Consider the following 26988-nt stretch of genomic DNA (forward strand, 5'->3'; position numbering starts at 1 on the left):
GCGGCCGGCCCGCGCGGCACGCACGGAAGGACGCGGCATGAGGGAGACCCCCCGCCCGGCACGGGCGCAGACCGGCGGCACCGGCCGGGACGCCGTCGTGGTCGGCGGCGGTCTCGCCGGGGTCACCGCGGCCCTCGCCCTCGCCGACGCGGGCGTGCGCGTCACCCTGCTCGAAGGCAGGCCCCGGCTCGGCGGGCTCGCCTTCTCCTTCCAGCGCGGCGACCTGACCGTGGACAACGGCCAGCACGTGTACCTGCGCTGCTGCACCGCCTACCGCTGGTTCCTCGACCGGATCGAGGGCACCGCGCTGGCCCCGCTGCAGCACCGGCTCGACGTTCCCGTGGTCGACGTCGACAAGCCCGAGGGGCGGCGGCTCGGCCGGCTGCGGCGCGACCCGCTGCCCGTACCGCTGCACCTGGGGCGGAGCCTGGCCGCGTACCCGCACCTCTCGCTCGCCGAGCGGGCCTCGGTGGGTCGGGCCGCGCTCGCGCTCAAGGGGCTCGACCCGGCCGACCCGGCGCTGGACGACCAGGACTTCGGCTCCTGGCTGGCCCGGCACGGCCAGTCGGCACGCGCCATCGAGGCGCTGTGGGACCTGGTCGGGGTCGCCACCCTCAACGCGGTCGCGGGCGACGCCTCGCTCGGACTGGCCGCGATGGTGTTCAAGACCGGGCTGCTGTCCGAGCCGGGCGCGGCCGACATCGGCTGGGCGCACGTCCCGCTGGGCGATCTGCACGACCGGCTGGCCCGCAAGGCCCTGGACGCCGCGGGTGTCCGCACCGAGCTGCGCACCCGCGTCACCTCCCTCTCCCGGAACACGGACGGGCGCTGGAGCGTGCGGACCGCCGACGAGACGATCGACACCGACGCGGTCGTCCTCGCCGTACCCCAGCGCGAGACCCACGACCTGCTCCCCGCCGGTGCGCTCGACGACCCCGGGCGGCTGCTGCGCATCGGCACCGCGCCGATCCTCAACGTGCACGTGGTGTACGACCGTCCGGTGCTCGCCCGGCCCTTCCTGACCGCGCTCGGCACGCCCGTGCAGTGGGTTTTCGACCGCACCGCCGCCTCCGGGCTGCGCGAGGGCCAGTACCTGGCGCTCTCCCAGTCGGCCGCGCACGACGACATCGACGCCCCCGTGGCCGACCTGCGCGAGCGCTATCTGCCCGAGCTGGAGCGGCTGATTCCCGGTACCCGTACCGCACGGGTACGGGACTTCTTCGTCACCCGCGAGCGCACCGCGACGTTCGCCCCCACCCCCGGCGTCGGGCGGCTGCGCCCCGGCGCCCGCACCAAGGCTCCCGGCCTCTGCCTGGCCGGCGCGTGGACCGCCACCGGCTGGCCCGCGACCATGGAGAGCGCGGTCCGCAGCGGTGTGAGCGCGGCCGACGCCGCGCTGGACGCCCTGGGCCGGCCCCGCCCCCGCCGCCTCTTCCAGTTCGAGGAGGCGGCCTGATGCTCGATCAGCACAGCCCGGAGGGGCCCCGCACCCCCGGTACCGCAACAAGAGGAGAGACTGTGCCCACTGTGCCGCCCCCGGCCTCGACAGCCGCCGACGCCGTGGACGTGACCGCACTGCTGGAGCGCGGCCGGACCCTGGCCACCCCGGTGCTGCGCGCCGCCGTCGACCGGCTGGCGCCCCCGATGGACACCGTCGCCGCCTACCACTTCGGCTGGATCGACGCCGCCGGGAACCCGGCCGCCGGTGACGGCGGCAAGGCCGTGCGTCCCGCCCTCGCCGTGCTCTCCGCCGAGGTCACCGGCGCCGCCCCCGAGGTGGGGGTGCCCGGTGCGGTCGCCGTCGAGCTGGTGCACAACTTCTCCCTGCTGCACGACGACCTGATGGACGGCGACGAGCAGCGCCGCCACCGCGACACCGTCTGGAAGGTGCACGGCCCCGCCCAGGCCATCCTGGTCGGCGACGCCCTGTTCGCCCTCGGCAACGAGGTCCTGCTGGAGCTGGGCACCGTCGAGGCCGGCCGCGCCACCCGACGGCTGACCGCGGCCACCCGCGCCCTGATCGACGGCCAGGCCCAGGACATCTCCTACGAGCACCGCGACCGCGTCAGCGTCGAGGAGTGCCTGGAGATGGAGGGCAACAAGACCGGTGCCCTGCTGGCCTGCGCCTCCTCCATCGGCGCGGTCCTCGGCGGCGCCGACGACCGCACGGCCGACGCCCTGGAGCGCTACGGCTACCACCTCGGCCTGGCCTTCCAGGCCGTCGACGACCTCCTCGGGATCTGGGGCGACCCGGAGTCCACCGGCAAGCAGACCTGGAGCGATCTGCGCCAGCGCAAGAAGTCCCTGCCCGTGGTGGCGGCCCTGGCCGCCGGGGGCCCCGCCTCCGAGCGGCTCGGCGAGATCCTCGCCGCCGACGCCAAGAGCAGCGACTTCGCCGCGTTCTCCGAGGAGGAGTTCGCGGCCCGCGCCGCCCTCATCGAGGAGGCGGGCGGCCGCGAGTGGACGGCGGACGAGGCGCGGCGTCAGCACACCGTCGCCGTCGAGGCCCTGCACGCCGTCGACATGCCCGACCGGGTGCGGGACGCCTTCACGGCGCTCGCCGACTTCGTCGTCGTCAGGAAGAGATGATCACTATCGGCCGAATAACCCTCGCGTAGTCGCCGGCCGGTGCGACGCGATCAGCGGCACACCGGCCGACGGCGGACCCACAGCAGCACGACTCGAACGACTGCCAAAAGGGGAAGCCATGACAGCGACGACCGACGGAAGCACCGGGGCCACCATCCCGCCCCGCGCTGCCGCGGCCAGCGACACCGACAGCACCGACCCCCTGGCGGCCGGGGTACCCGAGGCCGCCGAACGCGCCGCCGCGCGCGCCACCGAGTTCCTGCTGGCCCGGCAGGACCCCGAGGGCTGGTGGAAGGGCGACCTGGAGACCAACGTCACCATGGACGCCGAGGACCTCCTGCTGCGCCAGTTCCTCGGCATCCTCGACGCGGCGACCACCCGCGCCGCCGCCCTGTTCATCCGGGGCGAGCAGCGCGAGGACGGCGCCTGGGCCACCTTCTACGGCGGCCCCGGCGACCTGTCCGCCACCGTCGAGGCGTACGTCGCCCTGCGGCTGGCCGGGGACGCGCCGGACGCGCCGCACATGGCACGCGCCTCGGCCTGGGTGCGGGAGCGGGGCGGCATCGCCTCCGCCCGCGTCTTCACCCGGATCTGGCTCGCCCTGTTCGGCTGGTGGAAGTGGGAGGACCTGCCCGAACTCCCCCCGGAGCTCATCTGGTTCCCCACCTGGCTGCCGCTCAACATCTACGACTTCGGCTGCTGGGCCCGGCAGACCATCGTGCCGCTGACCATCGTCTCGGCCAAGCGTCCGGTCCGCCCCGCGCCCTTCCCGCTCGACGAGCTGCACACCGACCCGGCCAACCCCAACCCGCCCAAGCCCCTCGCTCCGCTGGCCAGTTGGGACGGCGCCTTCGAACGGCTCGACCGGGTGGTGCACCGGCTGCGGGGGGCCGTACCGCGCCGGGTGCGCCGGGCCGCGGTGAACGCCGCCGCCCGGTGGATCGTCGAGCGACAGGAGAACGACGGCTGCTGGGGCGGCATCCAGCCGCCGGCCGTGTACTCGGTCATCGCGCTGCACCTGATGGGCTACGACCTCAGGCACCCGGTGATGCGGGCCGGGCTGGAGTCGCTGGACCGGTTCGCCGTCTGGCGCGAGGACGGCTCCCGGATGATCGAGGCGTGCCAGTCCCCGGTGTGGGACACCTGCCTCGCCGTCATCGCGCTGGCCGACGCCGGAGTCCCCGCCGATCACCCCCAGTTGCTCAAGGCGGCCGACTGGATGCTGGCCGAGGAGATCCGCCGGCCCGGCGACTGGTCCGTCAAGCGCCCTGAACTTCCGCCGGGTGGCTGGGCGTTCGAGTTCCACAACGACAACTACCCCGACATCGACGACACCGCCGAAGTCGCCCTCGCCCTGCGCCGGGTCCACCACCCCCAGCCCGACCGGGTGGACGGGGCCATCGCGCGGGCGGTGCGCTGGAACTTCGGGATGCAGTCGAAGAACGGCGCCTGGGGCGCCTTCGACGTGGACAACACCAGCCCGTTCCCCAACCGGCTGCCGTTCTGCGACTTCGGCGAGGTGATCGACCCGCCGTCCGCCGATGTCACCGCGCACGTCGTGGAGATGATGGCGGCCGAGGGGCTGGCCCACGATCCGCGTACCCGGCGCGGCATCGCCTGGCTGCTCGCCGAACAGGAGGCGGACGGTTCCTGGTTCGGCCGCTGGGGCGTCAACTACGTGTACGGCACCGGCTCGGTGGTGCCCGCCCTGACCGCGGCCGGACTGCCCGTCTCCCATCCGGCGATCCGTCGCGCGGTGCACTGGCTCCAGCAGGCGCAGAACGACGACGGCGGCTGGGGCGAGGACCTGCGCTCGTACAAGTACGCCAGGGAATGGAGCGGCCGGGGTGCCTCCACCGCCTCCCAGACCGCCTGGGCGCTGATGGCGCTGCTCGCGGCGGGGGAGCGGGACTCCGAGGCCGTCGAGCGCGGAGTGCGGTGGCTGGCCGACACCCAGCGGGACGACGGCTCCTGGGACGAGCCGTACTTCACCGGCACCGGCTTCCCCTGGGACTTCTCCATCAACTACCACCTCTACCGGCAGGTGTTCCCGCTCACCGCGCTCGGCCGGTACCTGCACGGCGACCCCTTCGACAAGGCGCCCCTGGCCGCCCGCAGAGGCCCGCGCGCCACAGCCGGAGGGAGCTGAATGAGACCCCGGCCCGCCTCGGCACCCCTGCTGATCGTCTGCGCGCTCGGCATCGAGCGGTTCGCCCTGCGCACCGGCGACCGGGGTGGGGCCGGGGGGCGGTTCACCGTCCTGCGTACCGGCATGGGCCCCAGGGCGGCGGAGCGGTCCGTCGCCGAGCGGCTCGCCGGGCCGGGGACGGCCGGCACCGCCGTGCTGGCCACCGGCTTCTGCGCCGGGCTGGCACCGGGCATGCACCCCGGCGACCTGGTGGTCGCCGAGGAGACCCGTGACCCGCGGGGGGCCGTCCCCTGCGTGGGCACCGACCTGCTGGTGAAGGAGCTGAGGCGCGCCGTACCCGGCCGCACCGTCCACACCGGCCCCCTGACCGGCTCCGACCACGTGGTCCGGGGCCCGGAACGCTCCGCCCTGCTGGCGACCAGCGCGATCGCGGTCGACATGGAATCGGCGGCCACCCTGCGCACCGCCGTCGGCACGGGCGACCGCCCGGTTGCGGCCGTACGGGTGGTCGTGGACGCTCCTGAACATGAACTTGTCCGGATCGGAACGGTACGCGGTGGAATATCAGCCTTCCGCGTTCTCCGTTCCGTCCTTCCCGCGTTTTTCGAATGGCACCGTTCCTTGCCGCTCCCCCGGAGGTGAGCCAGATGGCCATGCCGTTGCGTCAGTCCATCAAGGTCGCTACATACCTGGCCGAACAGAAGCTCCGCAAGCGGGACAAGTTCCCGCTGATCGTCGAGCTGGAACCGCTGTTCGCCTGCAACCTCAAGTGCGAGGGCTGCGGGAAGATCCAGCACCCGGCCGGGGTGCTCAAGCAGCGGATGCCGGTCGCCCAGGCGGTGGGCGCGGTGCTGGAGTCCGGTGCGCCGATGGTGTCCATCGCGGGCGGTGAGCCGCTGATGCACCCGCAGATCGACGAGATCGTGCGCCAGCTCGTCGCCCGGCGCAAATACGTCTTCCTGTGCACCAACGCCATGTTGCTGCGCAAGAAGATGGACAAGTTCACCCCGTCCCCGTACTTCGCGTTCGCCGTGCACATCGACGGGCTGCGCGAGCGGCACGACGAGTCGGTGGCCAAGGAGGGCGTGTTCGACGAGGCGGTGGCGGCGATCAAGGAGGCCAAGCAGCGCGGCTTCCGGGTCACCACCAACTCGACCTTCTTCAACACCGACACCCCGCAGACCATCGTCGAGGTGCTGAACTTCCTCAACGACGACCTGGAGGTGGACGAGATGATGATCTCGCCCGCCTACGCCTACGAGAAGGCGCCCGACCAGGAGCACTTCCTCGGCGTCGAGCAGACCCGCGAGCTGTTCAAGAAGGCGTTCTCCGGCGGCAACCGCAGGCGGTGGCGGCTCAACCACTCCCCGCTGTTCCTCGACTTCCTCGAGGGCAAGGTCGACTTCCCCTGCACCGCCTGGGCCATCCCGAACTACTCCCTCTTCGGCTGGCAGCGCCCCTGCTACCTGATGAGCGACGGGTACGTGCCGACCTACCGCGAGCTGGTCGAGGACACCGACTGGGACAAGTACGGCCGGGGCAAGGACCCGCGCTGCGCCAACTGCATGGCGCACTGTGGTTACGAGCCGACCGCCGTCCTCGCCACCATGGGCTCGCTGAAGGAGTCGCTGCGGGCCATGCGTGAGACCGTCTCCGGAAACCGGGAGTGAGGCCGTGAGCGCCGTCTCCCTGGGCGTCCCCGGGGTACCGGCCCGCCCTGTCGCCACCCGCAGGGTGTCGCGGCAGATCCAGGTGGGGCCGGTGGCGGTCGGGGGCGGGGCGCCCGTGTCGGTGCAGTCGATGACGACGACCCGTACGTCGGACATCGGGTCGACGTTGCAGCAGATCGCGGAGCTGACGGCGTCCGGCTGCCAGATCGTGCGGGTGGCGTGTCCGACGCAGGACGACGCGGACGCGTTGGCCACCATCGCGGGTAAGTCGCAGATCCCGGTGATCGCGGACATCCACTTCCAGCCGAAGTACGTGTTCGCGGCGATCGAGGCGGGCTGCGCGGCGGTCCGTGTGAACCCGGGCAACATCAAGCAGTTCGACGACAAGGTCCGTGAGATCGCCAGGGCGGCCAGGGACCACGGCACCCCGATCCGGATCGGCGTGAACGCGGGTTCGCTGGACCGCCGTCTGCTGCAGAAGTACGGCAAGGCCACCCCGGAGGCCCTGGTGGAGTCGGCGCTGTGGGAGGCGTCCCTCTTCGAGGAGCACGACTTCCGGGACATCAAGATCTCGGTGAAGCACAACGACCCGGTCGTGATGATCGAGGCGTACCGCCAGCTCGCCGCGCAGTGCGACTACCCGCTCCACCTGGGTGTGACGGAGGCGGGTCCGGCGTTCCAGGGCACGATCAAGTCGGCGGTGGCCTTCGGGGCGCTGCTCTCCGAGGGCATCGGTGACACCATCCGGGTCTCCCTGTCGGCTCCGCCGGTGGAGGAGGTCAAGGTCGGCAACCAGATCCTGGAGTCCCTGAACCTCAAGCAGCGCGGCCTGGAGATCGTCTCCTGCCCCTCCTGCGGCCGCGCCCAGGTGGACGTCTACAAGCTGGCCGAGGAGGTCACCGCCGGTCTGACCGGCATGGAGGTCCCGCTCCGCGTCGCGGTCATGGGCTGCGTGGTGAACGGACCCGGCGAGGCCCGCGAGGCGGACCTGGGAGTCGCCTCCGGCAACGGCAAGGGGCAGATCTTCGTCAAGGGCGAGGTCATCAAGACCGTCCCGGAGTCGAAGATCGTGGAGACCCTCATCGAAGAGGCCATGCGGCTGGCCGAGGAGAACGGCGCGACGGATCAGGTGAGTTGAGGCAGAGCACGGCACGGACCGAGAGGGGGCCGGCGTGACGATTCTGGAGAGCATCCGGGGACCACGCGACCTGAAGGCGCTGTCGCAGGACGACCTGGGCGAACTGTCCGCCGAGGTACGGGCGTTCCTGGTGGAGGCGGTGTCGAGGACGGGGGGGCACCTCGGCCCCAACCTGGGCGTGGTGGAACTGACCATCGCCCTGCACCGGGTCTTCGAGTCGCCGGTCGACCGCATCGTGTGGGACACCGGACACCAGAGCTATGTGCACAAGCTGCTGACGGGCCGTCAGGACTTCTCCAAGCTGCGCGGCAAGGGCGGCCTGTCCGGCTATCCCTCACGGGAGGAGTCCGAGCACGACATCGTCGAGAACAGCCACGCCTCCACCTCCCTCGGCTGGGCCGACGGCCTCGCCAAGGCGCACCAGGTGCTCGGGGAGGACGGGCACGTCGTCGCGGTCATCGGGGACGGCGCGCTGACCGGCGGCATGGCCTGGGAGGCGCTCAACAACATCGCGGCCGCCAAGGACCGCCCGCTGATCATCGTCGTCAACGACAACGAGCGCTCCTACGCGCCCACGATCGGCGGCCTCGCCAACCACCTCGCCACGCTGCGCACCACCGACGGCTACGAGCAGGTGCTGGCCTGGGGCAAGGAGGCGCTCCAGCGCACCCCGGTCGTCGGCGGGCTGCTGTACGAGGCCGCGCACGGCGCCAAGAAGGGGTTCAAGGACGCCTTCGCCCCGCAGGGCATGTTCGAGGACCTGGGGCTGAAGTACGTGGGCCCCATCGACGGGCACGACATCGGCGCCGTCGAGTCCGCGCTGCGCCGGGCCAAGCGGTTCCACGGGCCGGTGCTCGTGCACTGTCTCACCGAGAAGGGGCGCGGGTATCCGCCCGCCCTGGCGCACGAGGAGGACCACTTCCACACCGTGGGCGTGATGGACCCGCTGACCTGCGCTCCGCTCACCCCCGTCGGCGGGCCCTCGTGGACCTCGGTGTTCGGCGAGGAGATCGTCCGGATCGGGGAGGAGCGCGAGGACGTCGTCGCCATCACGGCGGCCATGCTGCACCCGGTCGGCCTCGGACCGTTCGCCGCGCGGTTCCCCGACCGGGTCTGGGACGTCGGGATCGCCGAGCAGCACGCGGCCGTCTCCGCGGCGGGCCTCGCCACCGGGGGAGTGCACCCGGTGGTCGCCGTCTACGCGACCTTCCTCAACCGCGCCTTCGACCAACTGCTGATGGACGTGGCCCTGCACCGCTGCGGGGTGACCTTCGTGCTGGACCGGGCCGGGATCACCGGCGTCGACGGCGCCTCGCACAACGGCATGTGGGACATGTCCATCCTCCAGGTCGTCCCCGACCTCAGGATCGCCGCCCCGCGCGACGCCGCCCAGCTCCGCGCCCAGTTGCGCGAGGCGGTCGGCGTGGACGACGCGCCCACCCTGGTGCGCTTCCCCAAGGAGTCCGTCGGCCCCGAGATCCCGGCCCTCGGTCACGTCGGCGGCATGGACGTGCTCCACCGGGACGACGAGCCGGACGTACTCCTCGTCGCCGTCGGTGTGATGGCGCCGGTCTGCCTCCAGGCCGCCTCGCTGCTCGCGGCGCGGGGACTCAACTGCACGGTGGTGGACCCGCGTTGGGTCAAGCCCGTCGATCCCGCGCTGCCCGGACTCGCCGCCGGACATCGGCTGGTGGCCGTCGTGGAGGACAACAGCCGGGCAGGAGGCGTGGGTTCGGCCGTGGCGCTGGCCCTCGGGGACGCCGACGTGGACGTGCCCGTACGGCGGTTCGGCATCCCGGACCAGTTCCTCGCGCACGCCAAACGGAGCGAGGTGCTGGCCGACATCGGCCTCACACCCGTGGAGATCGCCGGGCGGATCAGCGCGAGCCTCGCAGTCAAGGACGCCGGCGCACGACAGAACCAGGAGAGCTGAATGAGCACGGAGTTCGACCTCGAAGCCCTCCTCGCCGCGCGGGGGGAGGAGCGCTACGACCTGCACACGCGCCATCTCAACCCCCAACTCCCGCGCATGCTGCACACCATCGGCTTCGACAAGGTCTACGAGCGTGCCGAGGGTGCCCACTTCTGGGACGCCGAGGGCAACGACTACCTCGACATGCTCGCCGGGTTCGGCGTGATGGGCCTCGGCCGCCACCACCCGGTGGTCCGCAAGGCCCTGCACGACGTGCTCGACCTGAGTCTCGCCGACCTGACCCGCTTCGACTGCCAGCCGCTGCCCGGCCTGCTCGCCGAACGCCTGCTGGCCCACAGCCCGCACCTGGACCGGGTGTTCTTCGGCAACAGCGGCACCGAGGCCGTCGAGACCGCGCTGAAGTTCGCCCGCTTCGCCACCGGCCGCCCCCGCGTCCTCTACTGCGACCACGCCTTCCACGGCCTCACCACCGGCTCCCTGTCGGTCAACGGCGAGAACGGCTTCCGCGACGGCTTCGCCCCGCTGCTCCCCGACACCCCCGTGCCCCTCGGTGATCTCGACGCCCTGGCGCGGGAGTTGAAGAAGGGCGACGTCGCCGCCCTCATCGTCGAGCCCATCCAGGGCAAGGGCGTGCACGAGAGTCCGACCGGCTATCTCCGCGCCGCGCAGGAGCTGTTGCACCGGCACAAGGCGCTGCTCATCGCCGACGAGGTGCAGACCGGGCTCGGCCGCACCGGCGACTTCTACGCCTACCAGCACGAGGACGGCGTCGAGCCCGACCTGGTGTGCGTCGCCAAGGCGCTCTCCGGCGGCTATGTCCCGGTCAGCGCCACGCTCGGCAAGGACTGGATCTTCAAGAAGGTCTACTCGTCCATGGACCGGGTCCTGGTGCACTCCGCGAGCTTCGGCTCCAACGCCCAGGCCATGGCCGCCGGGCTCGCGGTGCTCTCCGTGATGGAGGACGAGCAGATCGTCGCCCGGGCGCGGACCACGGGGGAGCTGCTGAAGTCCCGGCTCGCCGCGCTCGTCGGCGAGTACGAGCTGCTGGCCGACGTGCGCGGGCGGGGGCTGATGATCGGCATCGAGTTCGGCCGCCCCGACTCCCTGAAGCTGCGCGGCCGGTGGACCATGCTCCAGGCCGCCCGCAAGGGGCTGTTCGCGCAGATGGTCGTCGTCCCGCTGCTCCAGCGGCACCGGATTCTCACCCAGGTCTCCGGCGACCACCTGGAGGTGATCAAGCTGATCCCGCCGCTGGTCATCGACGAGGCGGACGTGGAGCGGTTCCTGGACGCCTTCACCGCGGTCATGGACGACGCGCACAGCGGGGGCGGGCTGATGTGGGACTTCGGGCGGACGCTGATCAAGCAGGCGGTCGCCGGCCGCTGAGGCTCTCCACCGGGGCTTAGGACGGTTTTTTTGCCTCTGAGGCAACAAAATTGCCTGACAGGCAAAAGTGCGGCTCAATGGAGGTATGAACGCCTCCGAAGCGCCCTCCCCGGCGGGCCAGGGCGACGACCTGCCCGCCGTGGCGCCGCAACTGCGCGCCCTGCGCCGTCGGGCCGGCCTCACCCTGGAGGCCGCGGCCGGGGCCGCCGGACTCTCACCGGCCCACCTCTCCCGGCTGGAGACCGGACACCGCCAGCCTTCGCTGCCGATGCTCCTGGCTCTCGCCCGTATCTACGGTACGACGGTCTCCGACCTGCTCGGTGAGACGGCCGCCGACCGGGACGCCATCGTGCGCGCCGCCGACATGGAACCCACCCGCGCCGCCGGCTGGACCTACTTCCAGGCCGGTGCCCCCGGCCGCGGCATGCAGGCCCTACGGGTCCGGGTGCCGTACCGCGCCGAGGGCGACATCGTGCGCGTCCACCCCGGCGAGGAGTGGCTGTACGTGCTCAGCGGCCGGCTGCGGCTGCGCCTCGGGGACAGCGCGCACGTGCTCGCGCCCGGGGACAGCGCCCACTTCGACTCGCTGACCCCGCACCGCCTCAACGCCGACGACCATGACGGCGTCGAGCTGCTGTTCGTCCACACCCTGCTGCAGAGCCCCACGGCCACCCTGTGCCTGGGCCACCCGACCGGAGACCCGTCATGAGTGACATGGAAGACAAGCTGCCGCCCTCCCTGTGGGTCCGGCTCGTCGTGTACGTCGCCCTCGGCCATGTGCTGGCCGCCTTCCTCTTCCTGCTGTTCTCGCTCGGCGCCAAGGGCTGAGCGAGACGCGGGAGCCCCGGGACGGCGGGTTCAGTCCACCAGGCGCTCGCGCAGCCGCTCCCGCGCGGAGTCCGAGAGCTTCAGCCCCCGCTCCAGGTACGCGTCCACGCCGCCCCAGGTGTCGTCGATGCTGTCGAAGGCCGCCGCCAGGTACTCCGCGCGCGCGTCGAAGAGGGGGCTGAGCAGCTCCATCACCTCGGGCGTGTACGCGCTGGCCTGGTCGCCGTTGCGCCGGACCTTGTAACGGCGGTGCTTGGCGTTGGACTCCAGGTAGTCGGCGGTGATCGCGTCCCGCTCCACGCCCACCGCGAGCAGCGTCACCGCCACCGAGATGCCCGCGCGGTCCTTGCCCGCCGCGCAGTGCATCAGCGCGGGCACGCTGTCCTCGGCCAGCGCGTGCAGTACACGGGAGTGCTCGGCGGTGCGCTCCGTGACGATCCTCCGGTACGAGTCGATCATGCGGCCCGCGCCCTTGCCGTCGGCCAGGATCTCCCGCAGCTGGTCCAGGTCGCCGTCGCGGACCATCCGCCAGAACTCGGCGCCGTCGGCCGGGTCGCTCAGCGGCACGTTCACGTTCCGCACCCCGGGCAGCTCGACATCGGGGCCTTCGAGGCGCTGGTCGGCCGAGTTCCGGAAGTCGAAGACCGTGTGCAGGCCGAGCGAGGAGAGGTAGGCCGCGTCCTCCTCGGTCGCGTGCGCGAGGTGCCCGCTGCGGAACAGCACCCCGTGCCGCACCCGGCGCCCGTCCACCGTCGGAAGGCCGCCCACGTCGCGGAAGTTGCGGACGGCGGACAGCTCGGGTTCGGTCGACGGGACCTGCTGCGTCACGGGTGCTCCTTCAAGGCTCCGCCCCGCCGCGGCTCGTCGGCGGGCGCACCGCCGACGATACGACATCGCCTTTGCCCCGCTCCGGCCCCGTGATCGCCCGGTCGGCAGGACGGCCGGAAGCCCTATTCCGTGATTGGCAAATTCTTTAAGCGTGGCTTATCTCACCGTCCGTCAACCCCTGCTTACGGTCGCGTAGGTCACATCCGAAGGTGAATCATGGTCCGATGTGGCAGACGATATGGAGAACGACAACAGGACAGTGATCGGGTCGTACGTGGCGGTGGGGGACAGCTTCACCGAGGGCGTCGGCGACCCCGGCCCCGACGGGGCGTTCGTCGGCTGGGCCGACCGGCTCGCGGTACTCCTCGCCGACCGGCGGCCCGAAGGCGACTTCAGGTACACCAACCTCGCCGTGCGGGGGAAGCTGCTCGACCAGATCGCGGCGGACCAGGTGCCCAGGGCGGCGGCGCTCGCCCCGGACCTCGTCTCCATCTGCGCCGGGGGCAACGACATCATCCGCCCCGGCACCGACCCGGACGAGACGGCCGAGCGCTTCGAGCGCGCCGTGGCCCAGCTCGCCGCGGGCGCCGGCACCGTGCTGGTGGCGACCGGCTTCGACACCCGCGGCGTTCCGCTGCTCAAGCACCTGCGCGGCAAGATCGCCACGTACAACGGTCATGTACGGGCCATCGCCGACCGGTACGACTGCCCCGTGCTCGACCTGTGGTCCCTGAAGTCCGTGCAGGACCGCCGGGCGTGGGACGGGGACCGGCTGCATCTCTCGCCCGAGGGCCACACCCGCGTCGCGCTGCGCGCGGGCCAGGCGCTCGGCCTGGAGATCCCGGCCGACCCCGAGCAGGAGTGGCCGGTGCTGCCGCCGCGCGGCACGCTGGAGATCCGGCGCGACGACGTGCACTGGGCGCGTACGCATCTGGTGCCGTGGATCGGGCGCCGGCTGCGCGGCGAGTCCTCCGGGGACCACGTGGTGGCCAAGGGCGCGCTGTCGCCGAGCGACATCAGGATGCGGATCGCCTCGGTGGCGTGAGGTCCGCGGGCTGCCGCCGCCCCCACGGCCGTGGGGGCGGCGGGTGCCGAACACTGTCCGGGAACAGTGAGGGCCGCGTGGGCGTTGGGACTTGTGGCCGGGCCGACCGGCCCGCGGCGGCCTCCGGTCCGTCGCAGCCGCCGTCGACCATGGAGCCCTTGTGCGACTCCACCTGGAGGTACCGTGTCCGGTCTGCGTTCCCTGAGCTCCGGGCTCCGCGCGCTACAGCCCGAAGCCTTCGGCGTGGAACCGAGCGGTGAGCGCCTGGCCCGCATCCAGCGCTCCCCGCACTTCAAGGACGGCGTCTTCGTCAACCCCGGCGGCACGGCCCGTACCCGGCCCTCCGGCTCCACGCTGGAGCTGGCCAAGGCGTACTTCGACAAGGACACGCGTCCCGTCCGCGCACCGCGGGGCACGATCCCGGTGCACCCGACCACGGTGGCCGACCTGGCCAAGCCGCCGGCGAGCGGCCTGCGGGTGACCTGGCTGGGACACTCCAGCGCGCTGGTGGAGATCGACGGCCACCGGGTGCTGTTCGACCCGGTCTGGGGTGAGCGCTGTTCCCCGTTCCCGTTCGCCGGGCCCAAGCGGCTGCACCCCGTCCCGCTGCCGTTGGCCGCACTCGGCCCGGTCGACGTGGTGGTCATCTCCCACGACCACTACGACCACCTGGACCTGCCCACCATCAAGGCACTGGCCGGCACCGACACCCTGTTCGCCGTCCCGCTGGGCGTGGGCGCGCACCTCGAACACTGGGGGGTCTCCCCGGACCGGCTGCGCGAGCTGGACTGGCACGAGTCGACCGAGGTCGGCGGGGTGACGCTCACCGCGACCCCGGCCCGCCACTTCTGCGGCCGCGGCCTGCGCAACACCCAGCACACCCTCTGGGCCTCCTGGGTCGTCGCGGGCGAGCGGCACCGCGTCTACCACAGCGGCGACACCGGCTACTTCGACGGCTTCAAGGACATCGGCGCGGCCCACGGCCCGTTCGACGTCACGATGATCCAGATCGGCGCCTACAGCCCCTACTGGCCCGACATCCACATGACCCCCGAGGAAGGCGTCCGCGCCCACCTCGACCTCCAGTCCGGCACCCCGCACGGCGTCCTCCTCCCCATCCACTGGGGCACCTTCAACCTGGCGATGCACGCCTGGGCGGAACCGGGGGAGTGGACGAAGGAGGCGGGCGAGGCCGCGGGCCAGACGGTGGCCTCCCCCCGCCCCGGCGAGCCCTTCGAGCCGGGCGGGCGGGTGCCGTCCGACGCGTGGTGGCGGTCCGTGTCGGGCCCGATCGCGCAGACGTGGCGCCGCCCGCGGGTGGTCGCGTCGGCTGCCGCGCGGGAGCAGAGCGGTGATCTCGACTTCGCGGGTGACCTGTGACGCCGTCCGCCGACCCGGCATAGAGCCTGCCGGCCGGCCTCGACGGTCCGCGTCCTCTCGTCCGTGCCGGACTGGCGAACCAGCAGTTGTCGGAATCCGGCGTGGCGTTGGGAGGGGGCTTTCCCCTGCTGGCCTGATCGTCGCCTTTGCGTGCCGGCGTTGTCGGCAGGGTTGCCGTCACTGACAGATCACCGACAGCCGGACCGCCGGCCAAGCGGACGTGCTCACACAACCCTTGGCCACGGGTACTCTCTGGCAATGTCGAATCAGTCAGTGGCAGCGGGGGTCAGTCTCGCTGGTGTGATGGCGCACTGCGGCGGAAGCCCGGTGGGCGCCGTGAAGCTTCTGGTGGGGGCGATAGCTTCGGCTCCGGCGGCTCCGGAACCCTATGCGGCCCTCGCCGAGTTGTGGCAGGACCGACGCCCGGAACTGAAGGAGGGCCTCGGCGGGGACGGTTCCTTGAGTGCCGTGGCGGCCCAGGCGTACTTCTTCTTCCTCGACGGCGACATGGACGACGCGGTGATGACTCTCGGCTCGGTCACGGGTGTGCGACCCGACGTGGCATGGGGCGCCGCACCCTGGTTCGGCGACGCGCGCTTTCTTGGCGCGGTGAGTGCTGCGGCGCTGGCCGAGGCATGTCTGCGGACGCTGGACTACGGTCACGACCTGGACACCGACGAGATGCGGGAGCATTTCGTGCCCTGGTTCCATGCCCTCGACGTGGTGTCCGAACGGAATCCCGTGCCGGAGTCCCTGGCCGCCATGGCCCGGCTGCCCCGAGCCTGCGGACGACACGAACTGTCCTTCGCTCTGTGTGACCGCGCCGATGCCGTCGAACGGGTCGTGTGGACGGCAGTCGCACGAGCGGCCACCTGGCGTGTGCTGGGAGACCTGGATCAGGCGGCTACGGCCCTCGAACGCGCCCTGCGCCTGGACTCCGCCAACTGGTCCCTCTACCTGGACCTGGCGGACGTGCGTGCCGAGCAGGGCGACTTCGCGGCAGCAGCGAGCCTCGTCGAACAGGGCTTGGTGTACAACCCTCACGAAGTCCTCCTGCGCGCGGCGGGCGCCGCCTACCGCACGCGTCTTTCCGGCTCGTCCGAGGACCTGAGTACCCTGATCGCCCTGTCGCCGGAGCTGGCGGACACCACCTACCGGAACCTGCTGATCGACTACGCGTGTGCGGGTCCGAAGCTGCCCCACGGACTCGTTGCCGAGGCTCACCGCATCCGTGAGAACTGATGTTCTGCACCTGGGGCCGACCGAGGCCGTGTTCGCGGCACCTCCGTAAGGCGGCGACCGACCCCCACCGCGGCGGGTCGTAGCCGCTACCGGCACTCCTCCTCGAACTTCACCGCGTTCAGGGTGACCGGCTGTCCAGTCACCTTGGCCCCGGCGGCCGGCTCCTGCGAGCACACCTTCCAGTTGGACTCGACCAGGATGAACCGGTCCTGCCCGGAGACGTCCTCGACGGTGAACGAGGTGCCCGGGTCCAGTGCGTCCCGCGCCGCGGAGACGCTCTTCCCGGTGAACGACGGCATGATCCCGCCCGCCGCCGACGGGGCGGTCTCGTCGTGGGCCGGGCACGTCTCTTTCAGCTTGACCGCGCCGAAGTCCAGCACCTTGTCGGTGGAAGCGCTGCTGTTCGCCCGCACGTTCTGGGAGCAGACCTTCCAGTCGCGGTCGAGGATCTGGTGACGGGCGCGGCCGAGGGAGTCGTGGGACTTCAGCCCGTAGAACCCGGCGGCCTGCGCGGTGTCCTGAGCGGACTGAAGGCCCATGCCCACGAACTGAGGAACGGTCTTCGTCTCCGCCTCGACCTTCTCGGGCTTGTCGTCGGCCCCGGCGGGTGCGGGCGTCGCCGCCGCGGTGGTGGCGTACGACGGCGTCGGCGCGGCGGTGTCGGTGCCGTCACCGTTGACGGCGTTGCCGATGGCCCCCACGACGATGAGACCGCCTGCGATTCCGCCGATGAGCTTCCAGTTAGCCATGGTTCCCCCCTGGTTGGTGCGGGTTGTGGTGCAAGGGGGAGCGTAAACGGAAGGTAAGCGATGTGTGGAATCGGTGAGGGGGTTGTGGCTGGGTCGCGTGAAGTCGGATGTGCCGCGCGGGGGTTGTCCAGCGTGCGGGCGACCCCCGCGCGCGCCTGCCTCAACTCGGGCGCACCGCCGACTCGATGGCCCTCGGCATGGTGTGGGTGATCTCGTCGCCGAGGCGTTCGAACTCGCTTCGGAGGAAGGGGTCGGCCAGGCGGGCCAGGCCGTGGAACCGGATGGTGGCGTCGTAGGTGATCTCGGTGCCGTCGCGGGTGGGGCGGAGGGTGATGTCGTCGGTGGAGGTGGCGGTCTTGTTGGTGCCGGTGAAGGTGAGGCGGTCTTCGGAGCGGTGGTCGAGGCGGTACTCGAGTTCGGTGCTGCGGCCCCGGAACTCGGAGACGTTGTGCCAGGTGGCGCCCTCGGCGAGGGTGCCGGTGCCGCTCGTCCGGTCGCACTCCTGGGTGCCGGGGTCCCAGTCCACGGCGTTCGCGAAGTCGGCCAGGTAGGCGTTCACGGCGGGCAGGGGGCGGGGGACGGTGAAGGATCGTCGGACGTGGACCATGGTCGATCTCCTGGGGTCGGGCAGCGGGTTCGCCGTCAGGACCGGGTACCCCCGGAAGGCGCGGAACCGACCTCCGGCAGCCTCTCGCCCGAGGCCAGGTGGGCCCTGACCTTCGTGGAGGCGTCCTTGGGGGCCCGCACCGCCAGGGTGTGCCCGTTCCGGGTGGCGCGCACGTCACCGGTGAGGGTGAGCGAGGTGACGGCGCGGCTGCCCGCCGCCAGGACGTACCAGTGCCCGTGCGGGGACTTCCAGTGCGTCCGCGCCACCACGTGCCTGCCGAACCTGCTGCACGTGGCCGTCGACCGCACCCGAGCCACCACCCGCGCGTCCTCGCCCGGCCTGCGCAGGGAGACGGTGATGTTCCCCGGGCCCTGCCAGGTGTCCGCCCGCGCGCAGGTCCATACGGCGTGCCCCCCGCCGTCCGGGAGGTCCTGCCCGGCGAAGTCCCAGGCGTTGACCGCCCGCACCCCCGCGCCGCCCGCCGGGTCCAGATCACAGCCCGCATGTCCCCAGGCCACCAGCGCGGCCGGGCCGGTCGCCTCGCCCGGCTCCCGGGCGGGCGGGGAGCCGTGACCCGGCAGCGGGGTGTACGTCAGATGCGCGGGCGTGAGCCCGCCCAGGTCGGCCAGCAGGAACGCGTGGTGCTCCGCGATCGCCGGGGACGACCGCAGCTGCAGCGCCGGGCGATGCCCGCAGCCGCCGCCCGTCCACCGGGGCACCGGCGCGGTCACCCCGTCCCGCGCCACCGGGAGCGGCCGCGCGGGCGCGTCGGGACGGAGCAGATCGCGCACCGAGGACTCCGCCACCCACGGCGCCAGCAGATACCGCACCGCACCGCCCCGCTCCTCCAGCACCACGGCCGCGGCCGTCGTCACGTCGGCGTCGTCCACGCGGGCCAGCGCGAGACGCTCGCCGGTGCCCGACTCGCCGTACCGCACCAGGCGTTGGCCGTCGTGGAACACCACCACCGCGTGCCCGTCCACCGACCCGGCGTACAGCAGCCGCGGAGCGCGCGGCGGGGGATCGGCCGGGGTGCCGGGGGCGCGGTCGACCGGTACCCCGGACGGCGGATCGGCCCAGACCGCCAGGGCCCGGTCCAGCAGCGCGCGGTCGCGCACCCGGTCCCCGCGCGCGGGCCAGGCGGTGAAGTCCACCCGCGAGGTGTCCGCCCAGGCACCGGGATCGACCCGGACCAGATGGGCGGACCGCGGCTCGGGCGCGTCCGGTGTGCCCGGCCCCGAGTGGGTGACGGCGGCCAGCCCGCCGGTGGCGAGGGCGCCCGCGAGGACGGAGAGCGCCGCCAGGCGTACCCGGCGCCGGCGGCGGACCAGGTCGGTGGGGCGGGCGCGCAGGGTGCACGCGTCGAACTCGTCCGAGGTGAGCACCGCCGCGGCGGCCGTACCGAGCGAGGTGTCGAGCCGTGCCGCCTCCCGTACCGCCGACCGGGCATCCGCCACCCCGGCCGCCTCCAACACCCCGCGCGCGTGGTCGGCGGTGAGGCCCTCCACGCGGAGGAGGACGAAGGCGGCACGGGCCGGTGCGGAGAGGTCGGAGAGAGCCTGGCCGAGCGCCATCTCCTCGGCCCCGCCCGAGCGCGGTGCCAGCCGCAGCCCGAACACCACGGGCAGCCGGGGCACCAGCAGCAGCGGTGGCCGGGCCCCCTCCGGCCACAGCCGGGGGCGCCGGCACTGGGCGAGCGCCCCGCGCACCACCGCCAACCGGAGCGGGCGGTCGGGGTCGGCGCCCGGGGACCGGGGCGCCGGTACGGCGGCCGTGGCGTCGGGCAGGCTGCGCTGCACCAGCGAGTGCGCGGCGAGGACCCGGCGGTGCCGGCCGAGGGACGCCGGGAGGACGAGGTAGGCGAGGCGGACCAGCTCGGCGTACCGCTCGGCGATTCTGTGCTCGGCGTGCAGCAGGCGGTCGCGCGAACCGTGCGGGGAACGACTGAGCGAGGACAGGACCATCGGGCGACTGCCTTCCACGACCGGGGGCGTTCGGAGCTGGTGCTACGGCAAACGAGTGAACGCCGCTCGGGTCACCGCGCCCTCCGGCGCCCTCTCCAGGCGGCCCTGTCCAGGCAGAACGTTTCTCTCGGTCCCGCTTCTCACCCTGTGGTCCACTTCGTGGACACCTCTTGGTGGTGAGCCCCCGCTGAGGTAGAAAAGGGCCCCATGAATCCCATGCCGCTGGTGCGACGCCTGGTCATCGACCTGTGCCGACGCCCGGCCGCGTGTTGTCGCTGACCTCCGCTGTCCGCGCGTTCCTGACGGTCCGCTCCGCCCGGTGAGGCAACCCGGCGCGGTGCCAGGCGAGGTGTCTCGCAGGGCCGGTATCTCCCGCTGCGCAGGCGGCACTTCGCCGTACCCGCGCAATCGACCACGCCGCTGTTACGAGGCCCCCATGGAGGCCGTCCGTGTCCCTTTCCCTGCGCCCGGAGAAGGCCGACCCGCTCCCGGCCGCCGCCGCACCCCGTCCCGCCCGGTCGTCAAGTGCCGTGCGGCGTGGCGCACTTCCGCTCGGCTCGCTCGTCCTGTTCCTGCTCCTGTGGCAACTCCTCGCGGTGAGCGGCACATGGAGCGAGACCCTGGTGCCGCCGCCGGCCAAGGTGTGGCGGGCCTTCATCGACGTGTCGACCACACACGACGGGGTCCGCGGCTACAACGGCACCTATCTCATCGAGCACCTGGGCATCAGCCTGCGCCGCATCGCGTTCGGCGCCGGTATCGGCATCGCCGCCGGAGTGGTGTTCGGGCTCCTGATGGGCACCGTCGGCTGGGTGCGCTCGCTGTTCGAGCCATGGATCACCTTCCTGCGCACGCTGCCCCCGCTGGCGTACTTCTCCCTGCTGATCATCTGGCTCGGCATCAACGAGGAGCCGAAGATCACCCTGCTGGCCGTGGCCGCGTTCCCGCCGGTCGCCGTCTCCACCACCACGGCCGTGGCCGCGGTGCCCAAGGCGCTCACCGAGGCCGCCCGCGCGCTCGGCGCCTCGCGCTGGGACGTCGTACGGGACGTAGTGATCCCCTCCGCCCTGCCGGAGACGCTGACCGGCGTCCGGCTGGCCGTCGGCGTCGCCTACTCCTCCCTGGTGGCGGCGGAGTTGGTCAACGGGCTGCCCGGCATCGGCGGCATGGTCAAGGACGCCGCCAACTACAACAACACCCCGGTCGTGCTCGTCGGCATCATCGCCATCGGCATCTCCGGCCTGATCATCGACGGCCTGCTGCTGCGCCTGGAGCGGGCCGTCGTGCCCTGGCGCGGCCGCTCCTGAGAAGCGCACCTACTCCCGCGAGAAGAAACGGCACTCCCATGTCCCACGCCCCGCACCGCCCGTCCCGCCGCCAGTTGCTCGCGGGTGCGCTCGCCGTCGCCGCCACCGCCGCGGTCACCGGCTGCTCCACGGCCGGCTCCGCCTCGGCCTCGGGCTCCGGCAAACGGCTGCGCATCGGCTACTTCGCCTTCCCCAGCGGCGACTTGATCGTGAAGAACAGAAAGCTGCTGGAGAAGGCGCTGCCGGACCACGACATCACCTGGATCAAGTTCGACTCCGGGGCCAGTGTCAACCAGGCCTTCCTCGGCAAGTCCCTCGACATCGCCGCGCTCGGGTCGAGCCCGTTCGCGCGCGGCATATCCGGGCCGTCGCCGATCCCGTACAAGGTCGCCTGGATTCTCGACGTGGCGGGGGAGAACGAGGCGCTGGTGGCGCGGAAGAGCACCGGGGTCTCGGACGTGGCCGGGCTGAAGGGGCGTACGGTCGCCACGCCGTTCGCGTCGACCTCGCACTACAGCCTGCTGGCCGCGCTGGACAAGGCCGGGCTGAAGCCGTCCGACGTCAAGCTGATCGACCTCCAGCCGCAGGCGATCCTCGCCGCCTGGCAGCGGGGCGACATCGACGCCGCGTACGTCTGGCTGCCCACGCTGGACGAGCTGCGCAAGACGGGCAGGCAGCTCACCAGCAGCAAGCAGGTGGCCGGTTCCGGCAAGCCGACCCTGGACCTCGCCGTCGTCTCGGACGAGCTGATCGCCCGCGACCCGAAGGCGATCGACGCCTGGCGCAAGGCCGAGGCGGAGGCGCTGCGGCTGCTGAGGTCCGACCACGAGGGCTCGGTGAAGGCGGTCGCGGCCGAGCTGAACATCAGCGCCGCCGACGCCCGGGCCCAGCTCGCGCAGGGCGTGTTCCTCACCCCGGAGCAGGTGACCTCGGCCGAGTGGCTGGGCGCCGACGGCAAGCCCGGCAAGCTGCTGACCTACGTCGGGGACACCGGCCGCTTCCTGGCCGGCCAGAAGCAGATCGATGCCGCGCCCTCCGCGGCCTCCGTCGAGAAGGCGTTCTACCTCAAGGGGCTGCCCGATGTCCTCAAGTGAGCTGGCGGAAGCGCAGGTCGAGCCCGGCGGAGCCGAGGCCGGTGCCGTCCGGCTCGACCACGTCACCCACCGGTACGGTGCCGTGACCGCCGTCGGCCCGGTCGATCTCACCGTGCCCACGGGAGAGTTCCTCGTCCTGGTCGGCGCCTCCGGCTGCGGCAAGAGCACCCTGCTGCGCCTGATCGCCGGGTTCGAGCGGCCCAGCGAGGGCACCGTGCGGGTCTCCGGCATCGATCCCCGCCCCGGTGACACGGCGGGCGTGGTGTTCCAGACGCCGAGGCTCTTCCCGTGGCGCACCGTGCGCGGAAACCTCGACCTGGCCCTCAGGTACGCGGGTGTCGAGCGCGCCCGATGGCCCGAGCGGCGGGCGGAGCTGCTGGCGCGGGTCGGGCTGGAGGGCACCGAGGTGCGCCGGGTCTGGGAGATCTCCGGCGGCCAGCAGCAGCGCGTCGCCATCGCCCGCGCGCTCGCCGCCGAGAACCCGCTGCTGCTGCTCGACGAACCCTTCGCGGCGCTGGACGCGCTCACCCGTGAACGGCTCCAGGAGGACGTGCGCCGGATGGCCGCGCAGGCAGGGCGCACCACGGTGTTCGTGACGCACTCGGCCGAGGAGGCCGTGTTCCTCGGCTCCCGCATCGTGGTGCTGACCAAGAGCCCGGGGACCGTCGCGCTCGACCTGCCGATCACCCTGCCGCGCGGTGAGGTGGACGCCGAAGAGCTGCGCGGATCACCGGAGTTCGGGGAACTGCGCGCCGAGGTCGCGCACGCCGTGAAGAGCGCCGCCGCGGCCTGACCGCCGTACCGCGACAAGAAACCCAGGTCCCCGACGGGGCCGCACCGGAAAGGACACCCGTATGAGCATCCTCAGCGACCGGCCCCTGGCGACGCGGCTGCCGCTCACCGAACTGGGCCCGAACATCGGCGCCGAGATCGACGGCATCGAGCTGGCGCACCTGGACGACGACGGCGTGCTGGCGCTGCGCGAGGCCCTGGTGCGCCACAAGGTCCTCTTCGTACGGGGACAGCACCTGCTCGACGACGCCGGTCAGATCGAGCTCGGCCGCCGGCTCGGCGAGGTCACGGTCGGGCACCCGGTGCACGACTCCGGCGACGTGGCGCCCGAGGTGTACTCGCTGGACAGCCAGGACAACGGCTTCGCCGACGTGTGGCACACCGACGTCACCTTCGTGGCCCGCCCGCCCGCCGTCTCGGTGCTGCGCGCGGTGGTGCTGCCGCCCACCGGGGGCGACACCAACTGGGCCGACAGCCAGGCCGCGTACGAGTCGCTGTCGCCGGGGCTGCGGGCGCACATCGACACCCTCACCGCCGTGCACGACGGCTCCCGCGAGTTCGGCTACTACCTCGCCCAGCGCCGGCAGGGCAAGGGCAACCTGTGGGAGGGCGAGGTGTTCACGCAGCTCACGCCGGTGGAGCATCCGGTGGTCCGGGTGCACCCGGAGAGCGGGCGCAAGGGGCTGTTCGTGAACCCCGGCTTCACCTCGCACATCGTCGGCGTCTCCGAGCACGAGAGCCGGGGTCTGCTCGACATTCTCTACGCACACCTCACCAAGCCCGAACATGTGGTGCGGCACCGCTGGCAGCCGGGTGACGTGGCCCTGTGGGACAACCGCAGCACCTCGCACTACGCCAACCGCGACTACGGCGACCAGCACCGGGTGATGCACCGGATCACCCTGCGCGGCGACATCCCGGTGGGGCCGCGGGGGTAGGTACGAGGGGGCTGCCCGGTCGTCGTCCGGACAGCCCCCTCGTACATCAGCCTCCGACCCGCGCGCAGTCGGCCGGACCCGGCACGTACGGCTCCGAAGGGCCGGCGTCCAGCGCCCGCAGCACCGCCCTGGCCACCGTGTCGTTCTGCCGGAAGGCGGGCGCGTCGGTGCGGGGGCGGGCGAAGGCGGCTATGGCCCTGCTGTCCGTCGGGGCGCCCAGGGCGATCCGGCGCGGGTGCGGCCGGCCCAGCCCGGGGTCGATCAGATGGCCGTCGGCGAGGGAGACGGTGATCCGGCCGGACCGGTGCCGGTGCGTGCCGTCGGCCACCACCTCCTCCGCCAGCGCGCCCGTGCGGTGCAGCTGCCGCAGCAGCGGGTCCTCGGTGCGGTCCAGGTTCGGACCCGGCAGATACGCCTCGATCAGGGCGGTCGCGTGCACCGTGTGACCCGGCACCGTCGGGCTCGTGGCCGTGAAGGTGCCGGTGGCCTCGTCCGTGCCGACCCTGATGTCGGCACCGAGGAAGCGCACCACGCCGGCGCGGGACAGTGCGTCCAGCTCCCGCAGCCGGAAGCCGGGCGGGCCGGAGGCGAGGAAGCTGAAGAACCCGTGCCACCAGCCGTCCAGCCCGTCCGCCAGCGAGCGTGCCGTCAGCCGTCCGGAGGCCACCAGACCGGGCAGCTGGCCGTATATGGAGAGCAGTGCGAGGAACGCGCCGAGGTCGGCGCTGTGCTCCGGGTTCTCGCGGCGGGCCACGTCCTCGCGGGCGTAGGCGCGCAGGTGCTCCTGGAAGGCGTCCGGGGTGCCGAAGACGAGACCGTCCAGCGGGCGGTCCAGCGCCTCGAAGTCCAGCCGGTCGGCCGGGTCGGGCACGGCGGTGGCGACCAGCCCGGCCAACCGGGCCGAGTACCAGCCGAACCGGTCGTAGGCGGCCAGGAACTCCGGCCAGGGCATGGCCGTCCGCTCGGGATGGGCGTGGAACAGCTCGTGGTAGTGGCCGAACCCGATCTCCTTGGCCATCAGCGGCCACACGTCGCGCCGCAGGTCCAGCGGGCCACCCCCCTCGGCCAGCGCGCCGACCGCCTCCGGGCCGAAGTACCGGGGGAGCGGCGGCCGGGGTCCCCGCAGCCGGTAGCCGGTCTTGGCGTGGTAGGGCACCCCGCGCCGCGAGCCGACGTGCAGTACGGGTTCGCGGCCGGAGGGCAGGTAGGTCAGCGTGCCGTCCGGCTCGGTCCGGTAGGCGCCTCCCCGGCCCTCGGTGAGCAGCACCGTCAGGTCGACGAAAGCGAGCCCGAAGCCGCGCAGCACGACGTCCTCGCCCGGCCGCAGTCCCGACAGGTCGGCGTCGGCGGAGAAGACGGGCGGCAGATGGAAGAGCCCGTGCCGCCGCGCGAAGTCCGCGTGCACCCGGTGCGCCGGGGCGGGGGTCGAGCCGAGGTGCCCCTGGGTCAGTATCACCAGGTCCGCCCGGAGCGGGTCGCCGCGGCCGGCCAGCCGCACCTCCTGGGGGCCGTCGGCCGGACCGGTGACCGAGGTCGCGGTGGTGCGGTGCCACTCGACGGTCACCGAGGGCGGCAGATCGGCCAGCGCCCGGCGGAAGACCCAGTCCAGATAGGCGCTCTGGGCACGCCGGGTCGGGAAGTCGGCCGGGCCCAGGGTGCGGAGCTCGGCGAGCACCTCCGGGTCGGCCGGTTCCGCGTACGGGAGGAAGCGCGGGGCGTCCGGCGAGGCGAACTGGGCCGCCCACTCGGCCAGCGAGGGGCCGGGGCGCACCGGGCCGGCCACGGTGGAGATCTCGTCGGTGAACATGGTGACGTCCTCGGCCATCGAGTTCATCCGCAGCAGCGGCGACTGCTCGTGCCGCCAGACCCGGCCCGGACCGGGCGGATGCGGGTCCACCAGATGGATGCGCAACTCATGTTCCCCCGACCAGAGTTCGGGCGCGCCGGCGCCGATGCGCTCCAGCAGCCCGGTGGCGCGCGGTCCCGCGCCGACGATCACCAGGGTGCGCGTGCTCATCGGTCACCGCCGGGGGAGACGCGGCGCGTCCGGGCGCGCAGCACGGTCAGCCAGGGGCCGAGCCGGGCGAGCGGACTGGGCGCCAGGGTGCGGGCGGCGCCCCGGCCGTAGTACCGCTCCACGTGGTACTGGCCCACACTGAGCACCGACGTCACCGCGATGTACCAGACGGTGGCCACCAGCAGCAGCGGGATGACCTGGTAGGTCCGGTTGTAGATCAACTGGACGGAGAACAGCAGGTCGTGCACCGCCAGCACACTGACGATGCTGGTGCCCTTCAAGGTGCCGATCAGCATGTTCCCGGCCGTCGGCACGATGGAGCGCATCGCCTGCGGGACGACGATCCGGCGCAGGGTGCGCCATCTGCCGAGGCCCAGCGCCTGCGCCGCCTCGGTCTGCCCGGCGTCCACGGAGAGGATGCCGCCCCGGATCACCTCCGCCGCGTACGCCGTCTCGTGCAGCGTGAGACCGATCAGCGCGGTCAGGGTCGGCCCGAGCAGGTTCACCGTCTTGACCGTGACGAACTCGGGGCCGAACGGGATGCCGACGCCGAGCGTCGGGTACAGGGCGCCGATGTTGAACCAGAACAGCAACTGCACCAGCAGCGGCGTCGAGCGGAAGATCCAGACATAGCCCCAGCTCAGGGTGCGCAGCACGGGGTTCGCGGAGAGGCGGAGCACCGCGATGCCGGTGCCGAGCAGGAACGCCAGCACCATCACGGCGGCCGTCAGCCACAGGGTGAGCAGCAGCCCGTCGAGCACGGCGGCGGTGGTGAAGTACTGCCCCACCACCTGCCACTGGAAGGCGTCGTTGCGCACCACGGAGTTGAGCACCATGGCCAGGACCAGCAGGGCGACGGCCGCGGCGACCCAGCGCCCGAGGTGCCGGCGGGGCACGATCCGGGGCAGCTCGGTGTCGTCGGAGGGCGGCGCGGCCGCGGGGGGCTTCAGCAGGGAAGGGGAGGTGACATCGGAAGGCGTGGCCATCGGTAGACGCTCCGGGGAGGGAGGTGCGGACGTGGGAGACCGTCCGGTGGCACACGTACTCGCGTACGGTGCGGCCGGTGGCCTGCGTCGTCACGTGCCGCGTCCCTCAACGCGACCGGATGAGCCCGCCGCGTGGCAGGCCCGTCCGCCGTCGATCGTATGTGTGTGCCACACATGTCTGTCAACCACACCTTCGGGAACCGCCCCGGACGGGGCGCCGGTTGCGGTCCGGCATGCGGTCATGGGTTGACGAATGGCGAGATGCGCTGCTCAATTGACCGCATGGATGCCCAGCAGCGCTTGGTCACGCGCGATCACATCGACTTCGGTCGAGTGTGGTCGTCCT

Annotated in this window: 23 protein-coding genes; 17 read left to right on the forward strand and 6 right to left on the reverse strand. The window is 72.5% G+C overall.

The annotated features are described in order from the left end of the window. The first annotated feature begins 37 nt into the window (after nucleotides 1–37). The 10 genes from hpnE (at nucleotide 38) to EV284_RS00420 (ending at nucleotide 11693) form a co-directional block, all read left to right on the forward strand. A complete protein-coding gene (gene hpnE, locus EV284_RS00375; RefSeq protein WP_130329108.1) occupies nucleotides 38–1456 on the forward strand; it encodes a hydroxysqualene dehydroxylase HpnE in 1419 nt (472 codons plus the stop codon). Then, the gene (locus EV284_RS00380) at nucleotides 1456–2589 is read left to right on the forward strand and encodes a polyprenyl synthetase family protein (protein WP_130329110.1); all 1134 of its coding nucleotides are present in this window, start codon (nucleotides 1456–1458) and stop codon (nucleotides 2587–2589) included. Before hpnE ends, EV284_RS00380 begins: the two co-directional genes overlap by 1 nt. A gap of 118 nt (nucleotides 2590–2707) precedes the next feature. Further along, entirely contained in the window at nucleotides 2708–4738 is a 2031-nt protein-coding gene (shc, locus tag EV284_RS00385; protein ID WP_130329112.1) for a squalene--hopene cyclase, read from the forward strand. Next, the gene (locus EV284_RS00390) at nucleotides 4739–5380 is read left to right on the forward strand and encodes a 1-hydroxy-2-methyl-2-butenyl 4-diphosphate reductase (RefSeq protein WP_130329114.1); all 642 of its coding nucleotides are present in this window, start codon (nucleotides 4739–4741) and stop codon (nucleotides 5378–5380) included. Nucleotides 5381–5385: 5 nt separating this feature from the next. Then, nucleotides 5386–6408 (forward strand): adenosyl-hopene transferase HpnH, encoded by a 1023-nt coding sequence (gene hpnH, locus EV284_RS00395; protein ID WP_130329116.1) that lies wholly within the window; start codon nucleotides 5386–5388, stop codon nucleotides 6406–6408. A 4-nt stretch (nucleotides 6409–6412) separates the two neighbouring features. Then, a complete protein-coding gene (ispG, locus tag EV284_RS00400) occupies nucleotides 6413–7546 on the forward strand; it encodes a flavodoxin-dependent (E)-4-hydroxy-3-methylbut-2-enyl-diphosphate synthase (RefSeq protein ID WP_130329118.1) in 1134 nt (377 codons plus the stop codon). A gap of 34 nt (nucleotides 7547–7580) precedes the next feature. Further along, complete coding sequence (gene dxs, locus EV284_RS00405; protein WP_130329120.1) at nucleotides 7581–9479, forward strand: 1-deoxy-D-xylulose-5-phosphate synthase; 1899 nt, start codon at nucleotides 7581–7583, stop codon at nucleotides 9477–9479. Continuing rightward, nucleotides 9480–10865 carry an aspartate aminotransferase family protein gene (locus EV284_RS00410; protein WP_130329122.1) on the forward strand — a complete coding sequence of 462 codons (1386 nt, stop codon included), beginning with the start codon at nucleotides 9480–9482 and terminating at the stop codon, nucleotides 10863–10865. It abuts the gene before it with no gap. An 85-nt stretch (nucleotides 10866–10950) separates the two neighbouring features. Beyond that, on the forward strand, nucleotides 10951–11574 hold the full coding sequence (locus EV284_RS00415; protein ID WP_130329124.1) for an XRE family transcriptional regulator: 624 nt from the start codon (nucleotides 10951–10953) through the stop codon (nucleotides 11572–11574). Continuing rightward, entirely contained in the window at nucleotides 11571–11693 is a 123-nt protein-coding gene (locus EV284_RS00420) for a DUF6126 family protein (RefSeq protein WP_130329126.1), read from the forward strand. Before EV284_RS00415 ends, EV284_RS00420 begins: the two co-directional genes overlap by 4 nt. A 30-nt stretch (nucleotides 11694–11723) precedes the next feature. Here the strand turns inward: EV284_RS00420 and EV284_RS00425 are convergent, their stop codons facing one another. Further along, nucleotides 11724–12521 carry a tyrosine-protein phosphatase gene (locus EV284_RS00425; RefSeq protein WP_130329128.1) on the reverse strand — a complete coding sequence of 266 codons (798 nt, stop codon included), beginning with the start codon at nucleotides 12519–12521 and terminating at the stop codon, nucleotides 11724–11726. A 259-nt stretch (nucleotides 12522–12780) separates the two neighbouring features. Here EV284_RS00425 and EV284_RS00430 point away from each other — a divergent pair, with 259 nt between their 5' ends. From EV284_RS00430 to EV284_RS00440, 3 genes are all read left to right on the forward strand, one after another. Next, complete coding sequence (locus EV284_RS00430) at nucleotides 12781–13566, forward strand: SGNH/GDSL hydrolase family protein (protein ID WP_130330903.1); 786 nt, start codon at nucleotides 12781–12783, stop codon at nucleotides 13564–13566. 183 nt (nucleotides 13567–13749) lie between these two features. Further along, the gene (locus tag EV284_RS00435; protein ID WP_207228877.1) at nucleotides 13750–14946 is read left to right on the forward strand and encodes an MBL fold metallo-hydrolase; all 1197 of its coding nucleotides are present in this window, start codon (nucleotides 13750–13752) and stop codon (nucleotides 14944–14946) included. A gap of 273 nt (nucleotides 14947–15219) precedes the next feature. Then, nucleotides 15220–16188 (forward strand): tetratricopeptide repeat protein, encoded by a 969-nt coding sequence (locus EV284_RS00440; RefSeq protein WP_130330907.1) that lies wholly within the window; start codon nucleotides 15220–15222, stop codon nucleotides 16186–16188. Nucleotides 16189–16274: 86 nt separating this feature from the next. On the opposite strand, the gene EV284_RS00445 is transcribed toward EV284_RS00440, so the two are convergent. The 3 genes from EV284_RS00445 to EV284_RS00455 form a co-directional block, all read right to left on the reverse strand. After that, nucleotides 16275–16937 (reverse strand): PASTA domain-containing protein, encoded by a 663-nt coding sequence (locus EV284_RS00445; protein WP_242625482.1) that lies wholly within the window; start codon nucleotides 16935–16937, stop codon nucleotides 16275–16277. Nucleotides 16938–17097: 160 nt separating this feature from the next. Beyond that, nucleotides 17098–17544, reverse strand: coding sequence for an SRPBCC family protein (locus EV284_RS00450; protein WP_130329130.1), 447 nt, complete (start codon nucleotides 17542–17544; stop codon nucleotides 17098–17100). 35 nt (nucleotides 17545–17579) lie between these two features. Further along, nucleotides 17580–19526: a hypothetical protein gene (locus EV284_RS00455; RefSeq protein WP_242625483.1), complete on the reverse strand. Its 1947-nt coding sequence runs from the start codon at nucleotides 19524–19526 to the stop codon at nucleotides 17580–17582. A gap of 512 nt (nucleotides 19527–20038) precedes the next feature. Between EV284_RS00455 and EV284_RS00460 the strand changes: the two genes are divergently transcribed. From EV284_RS00460 to EV284_RS00475, 4 genes are all read left to right on the forward strand, one after another. Continuing rightward, nucleotides 20039–20815: an ABC transporter permease gene (locus EV284_RS00460; protein ID WP_130330913.1), complete on the forward strand. Its 777-nt coding sequence runs from the start codon at nucleotides 20039–20041 to the stop codon at nucleotides 20813–20815. 38 nt (nucleotides 20816–20853) lie between these two features. Next, complete coding sequence (locus EV284_RS00465; RefSeq protein WP_130329132.1) at nucleotides 20854–21909, forward strand: ABC transporter substrate-binding protein; 1056 nt, start codon at nucleotides 20854–20856, stop codon at nucleotides 21907–21909. After that, nucleotides 21896–22702: an ABC transporter ATP-binding protein gene (locus EV284_RS00470; RefSeq protein WP_130329134.1), complete on the forward strand. Its 807-nt coding sequence runs from the start codon at nucleotides 21896–21898 to the stop codon at nucleotides 22700–22702. The genes EV284_RS00465 and EV284_RS00470 overlap by 14 nt, the downstream gene beginning before the upstream one ends. A 61-nt stretch (nucleotides 22703–22763) precedes the next feature. Continuing rightward, nucleotides 22764–23639 (forward strand): TauD/TfdA family dioxygenase, encoded by an 876-nt coding sequence (locus EV284_RS00475; RefSeq protein WP_130329136.1) that lies wholly within the window; start codon nucleotides 22764–22766, stop codon nucleotides 23637–23639. A gap of 46 nt (nucleotides 23640–23685) precedes the next feature. Here EV284_RS00475 and EV284_RS00480 read toward each other — a convergent pair whose 3' ends face one another. Beyond that, a complete protein-coding gene (locus tag EV284_RS00480; RefSeq protein WP_130329138.1) occupies nucleotides 23686–25656 on the reverse strand; it encodes an FAD/NAD(P)-binding protein in 1971 nt (656 codons plus the stop codon). Beyond that, a complete protein-coding gene (locus tag EV284_RS00485) occupies nucleotides 25653–26642 on the reverse strand; it encodes an amino acid ABC transporter permease (RefSeq protein ID WP_130329140.1) in 990 nt (329 codons plus the stop codon). Before EV284_RS00485 ends, EV284_RS00480 begins: the two co-directional genes overlap by 4 nt. Nucleotides 26643–26988 lie beyond the last annotated feature (346 nt).

This window comes from Streptomyces sp. BK022, from assembly GCF_004217355.1.
GTDB lineage: Bacteria > Actinomycetota > Actinomycetes > Streptomycetales > Streptomycetaceae > Streptomyces > Streptomyces griseoluteus.

Excerpts from the sequence above, each read along its gene's own strand:
- hpnE (WP_130329108.1), top strand. The coding sequence starts at position 38 with ATGAGGGAGACCCCCCGCCCGGCACGGGCGCAGACCGGCGGCACCGGC.
- hpnH (WP_130329116.1), top strand. The coding sequence starts at position 5,386 with ATGGCCATGCCGTTGCGTCAGTCCATCAAGGTCGCTACATACCTGGCC.
- EV284_RS00410 (WP_130329122.1), top strand. The coding sequence starts at position 9,480 with ATGAGCACGGAGTTCGACCTCGAAGCCCTCCTCGCCGCGCGGGGGGAG.
- EV284_RS00485 (WP_130329140.1), bottom strand. The coding sequence starts at position 26,642 with ATGGCCACGCCTTCCGATGTCACCTCCCCTTCCCTGCTGAAGCCCCCC.
- EV284_RS00450 (WP_130329130.1), bottom strand. The coding sequence starts at position 17,544 with ATGGTCCACGTCCGACGATCCTTCACCGTCCCCCGCCCCCTGCCCGCC.
- EV284_RS00465 (WP_130329132.1), top strand. The coding sequence starts at position 20,854 with ATGTCCCACGCCCCGCACCGCCCGTCCCGCCGCCAGTTGCTCGCGGGT.
- EV284_RS00390 (WP_130329114.1), top strand. The coding sequence starts at position 4,739 with ATGAGACCCCGGCCCGCCTCGGCACCCCTGCTGATCGTCTGCGCGCTC.
- EV284_RS00420 (WP_130329126.1), top strand. The coding sequence starts at position 11,571 with ATGAGTGACATGGAAGACAAGCTGCCGCCCTCCCTGTGGGTCCGGCTC.
- EV284_RS00475 (WP_130329136.1), top strand. The coding sequence starts at position 22,764 with ATGAGCATCCTCAGCGACCGGCCCCTGGCGACGCGGCTGCCGCTCACC.
- EV284_RS00380 (WP_130329110.1), top strand. The coding sequence starts at position 1,456 with ATGCTCGATCAGCACAGCCCGGAGGGGCCCCGCACCCCCGGTACCGCA.
- EV284_RS00445 (WP_242625482.1), bottom strand. The coding sequence starts at position 16,937 with ATGGCTAACTGGAAGCTCATCGGCGGAATCGCAGGCGGTCTCATCGTC.
- EV284_RS00480 (WP_130329138.1), bottom strand. The coding sequence starts at position 25,656 with ATGAGCACGCGCACCCTGGTGATCGTCGGCGCGGGACCGCGCGCCACC.
- EV284_RS00470 (WP_130329134.1), top strand. The coding sequence starts at position 21,896 with ATGTCCTCAAGTGAGCTGGCGGAAGCGCAGGTCGAGCCCGGCGGAGCC.
- EV284_RS00415 (WP_130329124.1), top strand. The coding sequence starts at position 10,951 with ATGAACGCCTCCGAAGCGCCCTCCCCGGCGGGCCAGGGCGACGACCTG.
- shc (WP_130329112.1), top strand. The coding sequence starts at position 2,708 with ATGACAGCGACGACCGACGGAAGCACCGGGGCCACCATCCCGCCCCGC.